This window comes from Streptomyces sp. NPDC101234 (assembly GCF_044767525.1).
GTDB classification, from domain to species: Bacteria; Actinomycetota; Actinomycetes; order Streptomycetales; family Streptomycetaceae; genus Streptomyces; species Streptomyces sasae.
On the sequence record NZ_JBIWOA010000008.1, the window covers coordinates 91,566 to 106,925 of the forward strand.

11 protein-coding genes and 1 pseudogene are annotated in these 15,360 nt (G+C 69.4%); 5 read left to right on the plus strand and 7 right to left on the minus strand.

Features of this window, described 5'->3' with window-relative positions; translation table 11 throughout:
- Positions 1-9 precede the first annotated feature (9 nt).
- The gene (locus tag ACIRR9_RS16735) at positions 10-2,328 is read left to right on the plus strand and encodes a heavy metal translocating P-type ATPase (protein WP_403751841.1); all 2,319 of its coding nucleotides are present in this window, start codon (positions 10-12) and stop codon (positions 2,326-2,328) included.
- Between the two features lie 632 nt (positions 2,329-2,960).
- Here ACIRR9_RS16735 and ACIRR9_RS16740 read toward each other — a convergent pair.
- Together ACIRR9_RS16740 and ACIRR9_RS16745 are read right to left on the minus strand one after the other, a co-directional pair.
- Positions 2,961-4,250 carry a citrate synthase gene (locus ACIRR9_RS16740; RefSeq protein WP_403751843.1) on the minus strand — a complete coding sequence of 430 codons (1,290 nt, stop codon included), beginning with the start codon at positions 4,248-4,250 and terminating at the stop codon, positions 2,961-2,963.
- Positions 4,251-4,428: 178 nt separating this feature from the next.
- The gene (locus tag ACIRR9_RS16745; RefSeq protein ID WP_403751845.1) at positions 4,429-6,723 is read right to left on the minus strand and encodes an ATP-dependent RecD-like DNA helicase; all 2,295 of its coding nucleotides are present in this window, start codon (positions 6,721-6,723) and stop codon (positions 4,429-4,431) included.
- A gap of 244 nt (positions 6,724-6,967) precedes the next feature.
- Between ACIRR9_RS16745 and ACIRR9_RS16750 the strand changes: the two genes are divergently transcribed.
- Entirely contained in the window at positions 6,968-7,504 is a 537-nt protein-coding gene (locus tag ACIRR9_RS16750) for a DUF4232 domain-containing protein (protein ID WP_403751847.1), read from the plus strand.
- 54 nt (positions 7,505-7,558) lie between these two features.
- Here ACIRR9_RS16750 and ACIRR9_RS16755 read toward each other — a convergent pair whose 3' ends face one another.
- From ACIRR9_RS16755 to ACIRR9_RS16765, 3 genes and pseudogenes are all read right to left on the minus strand, one after another.
- Positions 7,559-7,762, minus strand: a complete 204-nt coding sequence (locus ACIRR9_RS16755; protein ID WP_403752312.1) for a DUF397 domain-containing protein — start codon at positions 7,760-7,762, stop codon at positions 7,559-7,561.
- Positions 7,748-7,915, minus strand: a pseudogene (locus ACIRR9_RS16760) (DUF397 domain-containing protein); the annotation flags it as partial. The gene ACIRR9_RS16755 and the pseudogene ACIRR9_RS16760, both read right to left, overlap by 15 nt.
- A gap of 7 nt (positions 7,916-7,922) precedes the next feature.
- On the minus strand, positions 7,923-8,759 hold the full coding sequence (locus ACIRR9_RS16765) for a helix-turn-helix domain-containing protein (protein ID WP_403751849.1): 837 nt from the start codon (positions 8,757-8,759) through the stop codon (positions 7,923-7,925).
- Positions 8,760-8,937: 178 nt separating this feature from the next.
- Between ACIRR9_RS16765 and ACIRR9_RS16770 the strand changes: the two genes are divergently transcribed.
- Entirely contained in the window at positions 8,938-9,342 is a 405-nt protein-coding gene (locus ACIRR9_RS16770) for an ATP-binding protein (protein WP_403751851.1), read from the plus strand.
- Here ACIRR9_RS16770 and ACIRR9_RS16775 read toward each other — a convergent pair whose 3' ends face one another.
- Positions 9,343-10,218 carry a LysR family transcriptional regulator gene (locus tag ACIRR9_RS16775; RefSeq protein ID WP_403751853.1) on the minus strand — a complete coding sequence of 292 codons (876 nt, stop codon included), beginning with the start codon at positions 10,216-10,218 and terminating at the stop codon, positions 9,343-9,345.
- Between the two features lie 109 nt (positions 10,219-10,327).
- On the opposite strand from ACIRR9_RS16775, the gene ACIRR9_RS16780 reads away from it, so the two are divergent.
- Together ACIRR9_RS16780 and ACIRR9_RS16785 are read left to right on the plus strand one after the other, a co-directional pair.
- Positions 10,328-10,714 (plus strand): YybH family protein, encoded by a 387-nt coding sequence (locus ACIRR9_RS16780; protein WP_403751855.1) that lies wholly within the window; start codon positions 10,328-10,330, stop codon positions 10,712-10,714.
- 75 nt (positions 10,715-10,789) lie between these two features.
- Positions 10,790-12,172, plus strand: a complete 1,383-nt coding sequence (locus tag ACIRR9_RS16785) for a hypothetical protein (RefSeq protein WP_403751857.1) — start codon at positions 10,790-10,792, stop codon at positions 12,170-12,172.
- Positions 12,173-12,232: 60 nt separating this feature from the next.
- On the opposite strand, the gene ACIRR9_RS16790 is transcribed toward ACIRR9_RS16785, so the two are convergent.
- Positions 12,233-15,214 carry a hypothetical protein gene (locus ACIRR9_RS16790; RefSeq protein WP_403751858.1) on the minus strand — a complete coding sequence of 994 codons (2,982 nt, stop codon included), beginning with the start codon at positions 15,212-15,214 and terminating at the stop codon, positions 12,233-12,235.
- Between the last annotated feature and the right edge of the window lie 146 nt (positions 15,215-15,360).

The window sequence follows — 15,360 nt, forward strand, 5'->3', positions numbered from 1 at the left end:
AGTCCGGACATGACCAGCACCACCACCGCCGAGACACCGATAGCCCCGCCACCGCCGGCCGGGACCTGCGAGGTCGAGCTGCTCATCGGCGGCATGACCTGCGCCTCCTGTGCCGCCCGGGTCGAGAAGAAGCTCAACCGCATGGACGGCGTCACCGCCACCGTGAACTACGCGACCGAGAAGGCGAAGGTCACATACCCCGGGGGGGTTCAGGTCGCCGACCTGATCGCCACCGTGGTGAAGACCGGGTACACGGCCGAGGAACCCGCACCGCCGCAGCCGCAGCCCTCGCAGGAAGCCGGGCCCGACCGGGATCCCGAACTCGCCGCCCTGCGCCACCGTCTCCTCGTCTCCGTCCTGCTCGCGGCGCCGGTGGTGCTGCTCGCCATGGTTCCGGCCCTGCAGTTCGACAACTGGCAGTGGCTGTCCCTGACCCTCGCCGCCCCCGTCGTCGTCTGGGGCGGCTGGCAGTTCCACCGGGCCGCCTGGACCAACGCCCGGCACGGCGCGGCCACCATGGACACCCTGGTCTCGGTCGGCACGCTGGCCGCGTTCGGCTGGTCGCTGTGGGCGCTGTTCTTCGGCGACGCGGGCATGGCCGGCATGCACGACGAGTTCCGGTTCACCGTCTCGCGGATGGACAGCGCGTCGACGATCTATCTGGAGGTGGCGGCCGGGGTCGTCGCCCTGATCCTGCTCGGCCGCTATCTGGAGGCGCGCTCCAAGCGCCGGGCGGGCGCGGCCCTCAAGGCCCTGCTGGAGCTGGGCGCCAAGGACGTGGCCGTTCTGCGATACGAGGAAGGCGAGCGCGAAGCGCTCTCGGTTGAGGGTGGTGGCGGGCGACGGGCGGGCGGCCGTGAGGTGCGCATTCCGGTGGCGTCCCTGGCCGTCGGCGACCGGTTCGTCGTACGGCCCGGGGAGAAGATCGCCACCGACGGGACCGTGGTGGAGGGCGCGTCGGCGGTGGACGCGTCGATGCTGACCGGCGAGTCGGTGCCGGTGGACGTGACCGTCGGCGACGCCGTCACGGGGGCGACCGTCAACGCGGGGGGCCGGCTGGTCGTCGAGGCCGCCCGGGTCGGCGCCGACACCCAGCTCGCACGGATGGCGAGGCTGGTGGAGGACGCGCAGAACGGCAAGGCCGAGGTGCAGCGTCTCGCCGACCGGATCTCCGCCGTGTTCGTCCCGGTCGTCATCGTGATCGCGCTCGCCACCTTCGGGGTCTGGCTGGGCGTCACCGGAGACACGGCCGCCGCGTTCACGGCCGCCGTGGCCGTGCTGATCATCGCCTGCCCGTGCGCCCTGGGCCTGGCCACCCCGACCGCGCTGATGGTCGGTACCGGGCGGGGCGCGCAGCTCGGCATCCTCATCAAGGGCCCCGAGGTGCTGGAGTCCACGCGCCGGGTCGACACCGTCGTCCTGGACAAGACGGGGACGGTGACCACCGGGCGGATGAGCCTTCAGGAGGTGTACACCGCCGAGGGCACCGACGAGGCCGAGGTACTGCGGCTCGCGGGCGCCCTCGAACACGCCTCCGAGCATCCCGTCGCCCGGGCGATCGCCGCGGGTGCGGAGGAGCGGGTCGGGGAGCTGCCCGCGGTCGAGCACTTCGAGAACGTCCCGGGACGGGGCGTACGCGGGCGCGTGGCGGGCCGTGAGGTGACCGTGGGGCGTCTCTTCGAGACCGTGCCGGAGGAGCTGGCGCTGGCGCGTTCCCGGGCCGAGCAGGAGGGTCGTACGGCCGTCCTGGTCGGGTGGGACGGGGCGGCGCGGGGTGTGCTCGCGGTCGCCGACGCGGTCAAGGAGTCCAGCGCCGAGGCGGTGCGCGAACTGCGCGCGCTCGGGCTCACGCCGGTGCTGCTGACCGGGGACAACCGGGCGGTGGCCGAGGCGGTCGCGCGAGCGGTCGGCATCGACTCCGAGCATGTGATCGCCGAGGTGCTGCCCGAGGACAAGGTGGACGTCGTACGACGGCTGCAGGGCGAGGGCCGGACCGTCGCCATGGTCGGTGACGGCGTCAACGACGCGGCGGCGCTGGCCACCGCCGATCTGGGGCTCGCGATGGGCACGGGGACGGACGCGGCGATCGAGGCCGGCGATCTGACCCTGGTGCGCGGCGACCTGCGGGTGGCGGCGGACGCGATCCGGCTGTCCCGGCGGACCCTCGCCACCATCAAGGGCAACCTGGTGTGGGCCTTCGGCTACAACGTGGCCGCGCTCCCACTGGCCGCCGCCGGGCTGCTGAACCCGATGATCGCGGGGGCCGCGATGGCTTTCTCGTCGGTGTTCGTGGTGACCAACAGTCTGCGGTTGCGTACCTTCCGCTGAAAGTTACCGACGGTTCGACCCATCGGATGTCACGGTCCCCCTGGAGTCCAACGCGCACCTCACATAAGCTCTTCACAAGGCTCGCGCATCATCCTTACGCTTGAGCTCCGATCGCCATATCGGGGCTCTTGCGCATCTATAGGACAGATGCAAGAGACGCAGATCACAGTGATGTGAACGTAACCATCGAAGGGCTTCGAAGGTCTAAGTTGGCGATGTCAGAGAAGCGTCTTGGGGGGCGCTGACCTGGCATCTGGGGATGTCTTGGGGGACTTCCTCAGAGATGCGTTGCCGGGGCACGTACGACGGGAAGCTTTGAGCGGCCCTCCCGTGCCGTACGGGTCCCGGCAGATCGCACCGCATCACTGGATGCAGTAGCACGGCGAGTTCTGCTCGTTGTGCTCAAAGCAGCGATTCAGGCGCTGCCGTACCGAGCGCCCGGCCGGATCCCGTGGGGGGAATCCGCACCGGGACACGGGAAGGCGCCCTGGTCGCCGGCCCGTGGGGGGACCGGTGCTCCAGGGCGCCTTCTGCTATGCCCGTACGCGTATCTCCGTGCGTGCTGCGTCCGTACGCGCTACATCCGTACGGCGGGGGCACCGATCAGCACGGCGCCCCCTGGCCGACAGGTGTCAGCGCTCCTCGACGGGCACGAAGTCGCGCTCGACGACGCCCGTGTAGATCTGGCGCGGGCGGCCGATACGGGAACCCGGCTCCTTGATCATTTCCTGCCACTGGGCGATCCAGCCCGGCAGCCGGCCGAGGGCGAACAGGACCGTGAACATCTCGGTCGGGAAGCCCATGGCGCGGTAGATCAGGCCGGTGTAGAAGTCCACGTTCGGGTAGAGGTTGCGCGAGACGAAGTAGTCGTCGGAGAGCGCGTGCTCCTCCAGCTTGAGCGCGATGTCCAGCAGCTCGTCGGACTTGCCGAGAGCGGAGAGGACGTCGTGCGCGGCCGACTTGATGATCTTGGCGCGCGGGTCGAAGGACTTGTAGACCCGGTGGCCGAAGCCCATCAGGCGGACGCCGTCCTCCTTGTTCTTCACCTTGGTGATGAAGGAGTCGACATCGCCGCCGTTGGCCTGGATGCCCTCCAGCATCTCCAGGACGGACTGGTTGGCGCCGCCGTGCAGCGGGCCCCAGAGCGCGGAGATACCGGCGGAGATCGACGCGAACATGTTCGCCTGCGACGAGCCGACCAGACGGACCGTCGACGTCGAGCAGTTCTGCTCGTGGTCCGCGTGCAGGATCAGCAGCTTGTCCAGCGCCGAGACGACGACCGGGTCCAGCTCGTAGTCCTGCGCCGGCACCGAGAACGTCATGCGCAGGAAGTTCTCCACGTAGGAGAGGTCGTTGCTCGGGTAGACGAACGGGTGGCCGACCGACTTCTTGTACGCGTACGCGGCGATCGTCGGAAGCTTGGCGAGCAGCCGGATCGTCGAGAGGTCGCGCTGCTTCGCGTCGAACGGGTTGTGGCTGTCCTGGTAGAACGTGGACAGCGCCGAGACGACCGACGACAGCATGGCCATCGGGTGCGCGTCGCGCGGGAAGCCCCGGTAGAAGTTCTTGACGTCCTCGTGCAGCAGCGTGTGCCGCGTGATCTCGTTCTTGAACGTGGTGAGCTCGTCCACGGTCGGCAGCTCACCGTTGATCAGCAGGTAGGCCACCTCCAGGAAGGTGGAGCGCTCGGCCAGCTGCTCGATCGGGTAGCCGCGGTACCGGAGGATGCCCGCCTCGCCGTCGAGGTAGGTGACGGCGGATTTATAGGCAGCGGTGTTCCCGTAGCCGCTGTCCAAGGTCACAAGGCCGGTCTGCGCCCGGAGCTTCCCGATGTCGAAGCCCTTGTCGCCGACGGTGCTGTCAACCACCGGGTAGGTGTACTCGCCGTCGCCGTACCGCAGTACTACAGAGTTGTCGCTCACGTCTTCCCTCACCGACGTAGTGCCTCATCTTCGAGGTGCCCTGACTGTCTCTACCATCCCCCATTTGGCGCAGGAGAGTGCACTCGGGGTCGACCATTGGGCCCATCGGCGGCACTCAGTGCCGCCAACCTGCTCATCCTGCCCCCTTGTTTCCCCAACCGGAAGTGCTCTGTGACCTTCACGACTCATTTGATCGATCATTTTTCGTGATGCCGCCCCGGGCGAGCCTGAAGTCCAGCGCCGTACAGCGCCGACCTGCCGACACCGTGCGCACCGCCTGCCCGATCGCCTTGCGCGAACCGACCAGGACGACCAGCTTCTTGGCCCGGGTGACCGCCGTGTAGAGCAGGTTCCGCTGAAGCATCATCCACGCTCCCGTGGTGACCGGAATCACCACGGCGGGATATTCACTCCCCTGCGAACGGTGGATGGTCACCGCGTAGGCATGGGCGAGTTCGTCCAGTTCGTCGAATTCGTACGGGACCTCCTCGTCCTCGTCCGTCAGCACCGTGAGGCGCTGGTCGACCGGGTCGAGCGAGGTGACCACGCCCACGGTGCCGTTGAAGACGCCGTTCTTGCCCTTGTCGTAATTGTTGCGGATCTGGGTGACCTTGTCGCCGACACGGAAGACCCGCCCGCCGAACCGCTTCTCGGCGAGGTCGGGGCGGCCGGGGGTGATGGCCTGCTGCAACAGTCCGTTGAGCACACCGGCGCCGGCCGGCCCCCGGTGCATGGGCGCGAGCACCTGCACATCCCGCCGGGGATCCAGCCCGAACCTGGCGGGGATACGCCGGGAGGCGACATCGACGGCGAGCCGTCCGGCCTCCTCGGTCTCGTCCTCGACGAAGAGGAAGAAGTCCTTCATGCCGTCGGTGACGGGGTGCTGCCCCGCGTTGATGCGGTGCGCGTTGGTCACCACCCCCGACTGCTGGGCCTGCCGGAAGACCTTGGTGAGGCGGACGGCCGGAACGGGACTGCCGTCGGCGAGCATGTCCCGGAGCACTTCACCGGCCCCGACGCTGGGCAACTGGTCGACGTCGCCGACGAAGAGGATGTGCGCGCCGGGCGCCACGGCCTTGACGAGCTTGTTGGCTAGCAGCAGGTCCAGCATCGACGCCTCGTCGACGACGACCAGGTCGGCGTCGAGCGGCCGGTCCCGGTCGTAGGCCGCGTCGCCGCCCGGCTTCAGCTCCAACAGCCGGTGCACGGTGGACGCCTCGGCGCCGGTCAGCTCGGCGAGCCGCTTGGCGGCACGCCCGGTGGGGGCGGCGAGCACCACCTTGGCCTTCTTCGCACGCGCCAGTTCCACGATGGACCTGACGGTGAACGACTTGCCGCAGCCCGGCCCGCCGGTCAGCACGGCGACCTTCTCCGTCAACGCCAGCCTGACGGCGGCCTCCTGCTCCGGGGCGAGGTCCGCCCCCGTACGGTCCTTCAGCCAGGCGAGCGCCTTGTCCCAGTCCACGTCATGAAAACCGGGCATACGGTCGTCACCCGTCCGCAGCAGCCGCAACAGCTGTGCGGAAAGGGCCACTTCGGCCCGGTGGAAGGGGACGAGGTAGACGGCGGTGACGGTTTCGGCGTCGGGGGTGGGGCCGGGAAGCTTCTCCCGTACGACCCCCGGGTCCTCCCCCTCCTCCGGCTCCGCGGCCAGTTCGGCGAGGCAGTCGATGACGAGACCGGTGTCGACCTGGAGCAGCTTGACCGCGTCCGCGATGAGCCGCTCCTCCGGGAGGTAGCAGTGCCCCTGGTCGGCGGACTGCGACAGCGCGTACTGCAGACCGGCCTTCACCCGCTCCGGACTGTCGTGCGGAATCCCCACCGACTGGGCGATCTTGTCGGCGGTCAGGAACCCGATGCCCCAGACGTCGGCCGCGAGCCGGTACGGCTGGTTCTTCACGACGGAGATCGAGGCGTCCCCGTACTTCTTGTAGATCCGCACGGCGATCGACGTCGACACCTCGACGGTCTGGAGGAAGAGCATGACCTCCTTGATCGCCTTCTGCTCCTCCCAGGCGTCGGCGATCTTCTTGGTCCGCTTCGGCCCCAGCCCCGGCACCTCGATCAGCCGCTTCGGCTCCTCCTCGATGATCCGGAGGGTGTCCGTCCCGAAGTGCTGGGTGATCCGGTCGGCGAAGACCGGCCCGATGCCCTTGACCAGCCCCGACCCCAGGTAACGCCGTATCCCCTGCACGGTGGCCGGCAGCACGGTCGTGTAGTTCTCGACGGTGAACTGCTTCCCGTACTGCGGATGCGACCCCCAGCGCCCCTCCATCCGCAGCGACTCCCCCGCCTGGGCGCCGAGCAGCGCCCCGACGACCGTGAGCAGGTCGCCGGCGCCTCTGCCGGTGTCGACACGGGCGACGGTGTAGCCGTTCTCCTCGTTGGCGTAGGTGATGCGTTCGAGCACGCCTTCGACGGTGGCGAGCCGCCGTTCGCCCGTGGGGGTCCCCGCCCCCTCCTGATTGGCCATGATCCGACGGTACTGGCACGGACTGACAGCCGTCCCCCCGTCCCGGCGGGCGTTCCAAGGACGTGTCGTTTGCGCAGGTCAGAGTGGCTGCGAACGTTCCAGCGTCCCGCAATGCCCGACGGTGCGGCAGCTGGAACGGATCACGGTGCAGGGTTGTGGTCGTCGGACAGCGTGCTGCACAACGACCGGTGCCACGCGATTTTCGTATCCGCGACTTCCGTATCCGAGGGGAACCCGAAACACCATGAAGAACAAGCTGATCGCCGTGCTCATCGCGACCGTCGCCGCCGCCGGTACCGCCGCCACCGCCATCCCGGCCTCGGCCGCCACGGCCCAGCCGACCCGCTGCCACACCGCCGACCTGAAGGCCGGCTTCGCCACGGGGGGCGACGCGGCGCCGGAGATGAACCAGACCCGCCACCAGACCCAGGCGTTCATCTGGTTCACCAACAAGAGCAACCGCACCTGCACGCTGTCCGGCTTCGCCGGTGTCGACATGGTCGGCGCCCAGTCGACCGACGGCACCTGGTCGCTGGTGCGGTCCGCCAAGAGGACTCACAAGATCACCCTGCACAAGGGGGACACGGTGGACTTCAGCATCAACCTGGCCCCGGTGGCCAAGTCCACGCCGAAGAAGCAGAAGTTCGTCCCGGCGAAGTTCGTCGTCACCCCGCCGAACGAGACGAAGTCCTTCACCCTGAAGTGGCCCTTCGGCGGCCAGATCCTCAAGCAGGACGCCGCGACCCACCCGGCCACCTACCTCAACCCGATCGGCGAGTAACCGAGCGCACGACAGCGCCGGTCACGATTGAGTGGCCGGCGCTGTCGTGCTGCGTCAGTGAGTTGCGGGGGCAGCCTTGAGGGCTTCGAGGAAGGCGGCGAAGGCGGGGGCGGGGAAGGTGAGGGCGCGGGAGGTGGGGGCTTTGGAGTCGCGGACGGCTGTGTGGGTGGGGGTGGTGGCTATCTCCACGCACTCGTTGCCGTCGCCTGGGCCCGAGTAGGACGACTTGCGCCAGCCTGCCTCTTTGAGGTCCTCGATGAACGCGGTGAAAGCTCCGGCCGGGACGGTCAGCATGGCGCGGGCCGGAGCCTTGGAGTCGCGGATGGCTATGTGGGTCAGGGTCGTCGCGATCTCCACGCAGTCATTGCCGTCGCCCTCGCCCGAGTAGGACGACTTCCGCCAGTTGTCCATGGGTGCCTCACAGCTCTTTCGCCAGGTTGTGCATGAAGTCACGTGACCGTTCGGGTTCGAGTGATACATCTTCAACCCTGCGGAAGCGTGTTCGGTAGACGTTGAGCTGAGCCTCGGAGTCGATGAAGACAGAGCCATGAGGGGCATCGCGCACCACGGTGTCCAACTTGGGTACGGGTCCACCCACGTACGTCATTGTGCTTGAGGCTGTCGCGAAATCGTCCAAGTCGAAGGGGATGACCCGCACGGTGATGTGGTCCGCTTCAGAGCGCTCAAGGAGCCTGCCGAGTTGAGCTCGGGAGACGGAGCGATCACGGACCCTCATACGCAGGGCCGACTCATGGATCACCAACTTGTACGGGATGGTGATCTGCTGGCGCCTCATACGGTGAAGTACGCGCAACTCAAGCTCGCTGGAGGTCGGCTCGGGCAATCTGGCGGAGAAGACCGCACGCGCGTAGTCCTCCGTCTGCATCAGGCCCGGCACGTACAGGATGGCCACTTCGTGGCGGAACGAGCCGTGGTGATCCAGTTCGGCGAGATCCAAGAACGACGTAGGCAGCTTCCACCGGTACTCCTCCCACCAGCCGCGTGTCCGGTCGGTGGCCATGGCTACCAGGGCGTCGATGAACTCCATGTCCATACAGGCGTAGTGAGATACAAGGCGGCGTAGCCGCTCCTCGCTCACGCCCGCGAGTCCGGACTCGATATGGCTCATCTGGACACGATTCGCCCCCAACAGCGCTGCCGCTTGGATGGCGGTGAGTCCCGCAGTCTCGCGGAGTCTGCGCATTTCCATCCCCAAGCGCATCTGGCGTGCGGTTGCTTCGCGCCTCAGAGTCATCAACTGCTCCTCGTTCGGGGGCGGATTACGCGATCGGCTTGCCCGGGTAGACATGTTAGCCCTACCGTCAGTGACGCAACACACACGCTACGGAAGCGCACCGCTCCCTCCTGCCATGACGGCTGCGGCAATGCCACCGTGCGTGGATCTCCCCCACAAGCACCGGAGTTGACGACGCATGCCCGAAGCCTGGGAGTACACGCTCACCATCCCCAACGACCTCCGGGCGGTCACCGTCAGCCGTCACACGCTCAGACTCGTGCTCACCGCACATGGACTCGCCCGCTTCCTGGACGTCGCCGAACTCCTCGCCACCGAGCTGGTGTCCAATGCCGTACGGCATACGAAGGGCCCCGCCGCGCTGCGCGTCCGCTGGTCGCCTCCTGGCACTCTGAGGATCGGCGCGTGGGATGCCGACCCCGAACCTCCCGAGCCTCCCGTGCCGTTGGGGGAGGTCACGGAGTCGGAGGAGGGGCGGGGGCTGGCGCTCGTACGGGCATGCTCGGACCTCTGGGGCTGGCAGCCGCTGTCGAGATACGGCAACCGGGGCAAGTACGTGTGGTGCGAGCTGGCCGCGGCCTGACTAGGCGAACGCCCGCCGGCTGTGCGCGAGCAGCTCGCGTACCGCGGGGTTGTGCGCGCTCTTCCAGATCAGGGCGAGCAGTGCCGGGGTCTCGACGTCGTCGATGGCGCGGGCGGTGAGCCGGTCACGGTGGTTCGCGGCCATCGATTCGCTGAGGACGGCCACGCCGAGCCCGCGGACGGCGAGGTCGGCGATCGCGTCCGGCGCGCTGGCCTGCAACGCGATCGGGGGCCGAAGTCCCTGTGCCGCGCAGGCCTGGTCGAACACCGTGCGCAGGCCGCTGCCGGTCGGCATGCACACGATGGGATGGCCCATCAGGTCGGGCAGGGTGAGCCGCCGCCGTTTCGCCAGCGGGTGGCCGGGCGGGACCGCGGCGACGAGCCGTTCGCTGATGATGGTCAGCGCGTCCAAGCCGTCGGGCGTGGTGGCAGCGGTCCCGACGAGCGCCAGGTCGAGGGCGCCGGTGCGCACGCCTTCGACGAGCCGGTCGGAGCCGTCCTCCAGCAGCAGGATCTCGACACCGGGATGCGCCTCGTGGAACGCGGCGAGGGCGTCGAACAGCGGGGTGAGCGTGCAGCCGATGACCATGCCGACGGTGAGCCTGCCCCGGACCAGGCCGGTCACCCCGTCCACCGCCCGGCCGACCGCCCCGGCCGCGGCGATCGTGGCACGGGCGTGTTCGAGCGCCGCCTTTCCCGCGACGGTGAGCGTGACGGTGCGTGCGGACCGGTCGAACAGCTCGGCACCGAGCTCGCGTTCGAGCTGGCGGATCTGGGCGCTGACGCCGGACTGGCTGATGTGCACGCGCTCGGCGGCCCGGGTGAAGTTGCGCTCCTCGGCCACCGCGACGAAGTATTCGAGCTGCCTCAGATCCATGCCTGCTCCATGACTGCTGATTCTAGTTTGCAGAAGATGCATCTGTTGGACTTCTGATCGGTGCGCTACGAGGCTGGGAACTGCCGGAGCCCGACACCAGGAGGCAGTCATGCCGGAGTACGAGAAGGCCATGCGGCCCGAGGACATCACCCGCTTGTTCGTCGAGCGGTCCAACGCCGGTGACGCGGCCGGGGTCGCCGCGCTCTACGAGGAGGAGGCGGTGCTGGCGTACCCGCCCGGCGAGTTGACGGTGGGTCGGGAGGCGATCCGGACGCTGTGGGAGAAGGTGCTGGCCGGCGGTCCCCGCTTCGCGCCGGAGCAGCCGCTGCCGACGTTGGTCAGCGGCGGCATCGCCCTCACGTCGACCCCGCCGAAGGACGGGACCGGCGCACGGGCTCAGGTCGTCAGGCGCCAGCCCGACGGCAGTTGGCTGCGTCTGCTCGACCAGCCCGAGTTCGCGCGGCCGGCGGACGGCCGGAAGCCAGCCGGGCCGTGAACTCCCGCTCCTTACAGGACAGTTGAATCCAAATCGCATTGATCATGACACGACAAGCGTCCTAGCATCTGCCAGATGAAGCCTTCTGAAACATTCGGTGACCGACTGAGACTCGTGGTGGCCGCCACGTTCTCCGCGGTGGCCCTCGTCATGGTGCCGGCGGGCTCCGCGCAGGCGAAACCCGGCGACAACCCGGGGCCGTTGACCACCCTCACCTCCTCGGCAGACCGCGCGAAGCTGGAGCTCCAGGAGCACCGGGTCCCGACCTCCTCGCTGGACAACCTGGCCAGTGAGATGGGCACCGCCCGCGGGGTCGACCAGGTCCTCGCCAGCGCCAACCACCCGATGCGCAACGCGGCGGACTGCTCCAGCCTGGAGAAGAGCGCGCTGCCGCTGAAGCCGGCGGCCGAGTCCTCCTACTGCTGGGACTCCGGTGACGACAAGACCCAGGACTGGCTGCCGCAGTCGGTGACGTCCAGCGGTGACGCCGACAACGACGGCAAGTGGGGCACCAACAAGGTGATCCTGTCCGGCTGGGGCCAGAACGGGTCCACCACCTCGGACCACATGGCCCGCATCGCCTTCATCGACGCCAACGACGCGGGCAACTTCAAGTACCGCTGGGTCCTGCCCGTCATCCCCCTCAACGGCGGCACCGACTACCGCGCCCTGAAGTCCCACATCGGCGGCATGGTCTGGTACCAGGACAAGCTGATCGTCACCTCCTACGAGGGGGACGCCGACCACAACCAGCTGTACATCTTCGACATGCACCGGATCCTGCAGGCGACCGTCAACAGTTCCGCGGTCGGCAAGGTGAGCAACGGCTGGTCCGCCGACGGCTACCAGTACGTGATGCCGGCGATCGGCTCCTACAGCCTCACCGGCGGGGGCTGCGTCTCCAGCAGCGACGACTCCTTCCCGTGCTTCGCCTCCATCTCGCTCGACCGCAGCAGCGTGCCGGACAGCCTGGTCGCCACCGAGTGGTTCTCCTCCGGCGGCTCCCAGCCGGCCCGCATCTGGCGCTACAACTTCGACGGCGACGACCCGGGTTACCTCGCGAAGAACAGCGACGGCTACGTGGAGGCCGACGGCAAGATCTACGAGACGAAGGCCGTCGGTCTGCAGGGCGTGCTGTCGCACAGCAAGACCCAGGGGGGCACACCGGACTTCTACGTCGACGACGCGCGCGGCGGCGTCGACCAGCACGGCATCCTGTGGCGGCAGAACACCACCGACACCGCCGGCGCGGCCGCCAACTGCGGTGGCGACATCACCTACGCCTGCTGGGGCATGCACACGGAGGGCATGTCCTACTGGTGGAACACCGGCCGGCTGTGGACGGTCACCGAATGGGCGGCCGACATCAACGCCAAATGGTCGGGCACCGACAACGCGCGCCCGCAACGGCTGCTGTACTCCGTGCCGCTGTCCTCGGTCGACTCCACGCTGAGCTAGACGACGTCGGGCGCAGCGCACGGCGTGTGCGCTGCGCCCGACGCGCCGACCGGGAACCGGTCAGCGGGTGACCATGACCCCGTCCAGGTGCACGGTGGAGCGTCCCCGCGCGCTGCCGGCCAGCACCTTCAGCTGCGCCTTGTGCGTGGTGGTCTTCGTGCCGAGGGTGTACGTGAACACCGTCTTCCGGTATCCCGTCGTCGGGGCGTAGGTGTTCACCGTGCCCACCGTGACCCCGTCCACCACGACCGCGAAACGGCCGCCGTCGGACTTGCGGGTCGCGACGATCCGCAGCTTGGTGCCGTCCGCCGTGAAGGACACCGTGGCCCCCTTCGTGGCGGAGACCCGCTCTGTCCCCGCCCAGGCGGAAGCCACCGACGAGGACGCCCAGGTGCCGCGGAACGCCAGCGCCGAGGACCGGTCGTCGACCGGGATGCCGGTGGTGGCGGCCGCCGTCCAGGCTCCGGTCTGTCCGGCGTCGTCGTGGGCGCGTACGTAGAAGCGGTACGTCAGACCGGGCTGCGGCGCCACCGGGCTGCCCGAGGAGCCGAAGCTGCCGGACTTCGTCGTGGTGCCGCTGCGCCAGGTCTTGAGCGGCCCGAGCGTCCAGGCACCGGTGCTGCCGCGGGTGGCGACCCGCCAGCCGACGTCGTACGACGTCACACCCGCCGTCTTCGCCGCCCAGCTCACCGGGATCACCGCACGGGCCGAGGCATCGCTGGCCAGGGCCGGCGCGGTGACGGACGCGGCGGGGACGGTCCTGCGCAGCGCGACCTTGCCGCTGACGTCGGCCGCCGGCACTCCGGTGGCCGCGTCCTTGACGGCCAGGGTCCAGGTGTAGGTGCCGTCCGCGGCCGTACCGCCCGCGTCGTTCCGGCCGTTCCAGACCGGGGCGACGCTGCCGGAGGAGGCCGTCGCGGTCAGGGTGCGCACCTGCGCGCTGCCGGACTTGAGGGTGAGCGTCCAGGTCACCGGCCGGTTGTACGTCCAGACCGGGGCCCAGGTGTCGGAGGAGCCGTCGCCGTTGGGGCTGAACCCGGCCGGGACGGAGACGGCGGCGGAGGTGACCGAGGGAGCCCCGGCCCACACCGCGTGGGTGACGCCGTCGTCGCCCATCCACGCCGCCCAGGGCGCCTCGCGGTCCACCGCCCAGCGCTGGGCCGCAGCGGTGTCGGCCCTGCCCGGAAGAACGAACAGCGCCTGCGCCGTGGCTCCGCTCACGCCCAGGACCTGGGCGTTCAGCGTGACGCTCGTCGCGGTGTCCTTGGTGAACGTGTACAGGACCCCGGTGCCGAGGATCGGTGCCACCACGGAGGCGTCCACCGTCGTACGGGTGGTGGTGCCCGCCTTCAGGAGCAGGCCCTGGGTGGCGGCGGCTCCGCAGGTGGTCAGCAGGATCCAGGAGCCGCGCACCTGGAGGCCGCCCGGCAGACAGTCCACCGTGGTGACCGTGGACGTGGTTCCGGTGGTCAGATCGGTGCGCCGGACCGACCAGCTGGAGGCGGCGTCCTTCACCGAGGTGTAGAGGGCGCCGCCGTACAGGGCCGAGCCCGCGGGCACCCGTTCGCTCGCACCGGTGGCCACGGTGTACAGCAGGAGCGTGCCGTTGTAGACGGTGGTCTTGTCCGACAGCAGGAAGTGACCGCCGTCGAAGTCCACGACCTGGTCGGCCGAGATGTCGCTCGGCTGGAGCGGTACACCGGTCGGCGTGCCCTTGTCGTAGACCTCGTAGGCACCGCCCTGCTCGACGAGTACCCGGTTCCCGGCGGCGGCCAGCGTCTGGTGCACGGTGCCGGTCGAGTAGGCCAGGACGCGTGACGGCGCGGTGGCCGACGCCCCGGACGGACCGACCGTCAGGGCGGAGGAGAGCAGCACGCCGGTACGGCGGGAGGAGTCGTCGGCGGTGTAGAGGGCTCCGCCGGACAGTGCCAGGGCGTCCAGGCGGGCGAGGCCGGCCGGGATGGCGGAGGCGTCGCCGTCGGCGGTGGAGACCCTGCCGTCGGTCAGGGTCTGGACGGCGGCGTCCACGTCGGGCCGGTACAGCGCCGCGCGCATCCTGCCGTCGTCGCCCACGGAGATGTCACCGAAGGTGCCGTCGAGATCGGCGGCCGGGGTGGACCCGTCCCGGGACATCGCGTACAGCTCGTTGCCGTCGGCGCTCCACGTGTACCAGGCCAGGGTGTCGTCGCTGATCCAGCGGGCCTTGTCGGTGGGCAGGGTGACGGTCGCCGGACCCTCACCGGGCGCGGACCGCCGCCACTCGGTCAGGGTGGCACCGTCGATCACCCCGAAGTGGGAGGGGGTGAACTCCAGGCCCTGCGGCAGCGCGTCGGTGTCGGGCTCGGCGACGGTGACACTCGCGCCGCCGGCGAAGTCGACGTAGTCGATCCGGTAGCCCCAGCCGGGAGCGGTCCGCCGCAGCACCAGTGCGCCCTCGGCGTCCGAGGCCAGCACCCTGTACTGCTCGTCGTCGGAGAGCAGCACGCGGTCGCCCTGGGAGGTGCGCAGTACGAGGCGCACTCGGTACGCCGAATCAGCGTTGTAGTAGCTCTGCTGTACGAGGATGCCGTCACCGGCCTGGGCCCGGTACCGCTCGTCGCCCGCCGCGCCCGAGCTGTCGTACGCGACGGCCAGGGTCTCCTGCTGGCCGGTGTCGAGGTGCCGCAGGGTCACATGGTCGGCGAGAGCCCCGTTCGGATTCGTCGAGGTGGCGACGGCCACCACCGAGTTCTGGACGGAGACCCTGCGGACGGAGAGCCCCTCGCCGTCGTCGGCCAGCGCCCCCAGATCCTGCGGGGTGCCTCCCGAGACGGAGAGCCAGCCGTGCGGCAGCCGGTCGGCGGAGGTCCCCTGCTCCCAGACGACCGCCCGACCCGACCCGGACACCTCACCGACCGACGGCGCGGAGGTGTTCCGTGCCGGCAGTGCGGCCGTCACGCCGGAGGCGGCCGAGGCCGCGGGGACGAACACGACGGTCCCGGCGACGGCCAAGGCCCCGGCGGCGACCACCGATACGCCGAGGCGACGTCTGTGCGATGACATGGAGCCACATTCCTCTCCGAATACGAGAGCGGATCATCGCACACACGCCCGACGCACATTTGAACAATTCCGGCGGTGCCCCAGGGCCGGTCGGCACTGCCGGTGAGCCGACGGTAAAACCCCGCCGACTCGGGTGGCGGGATGGG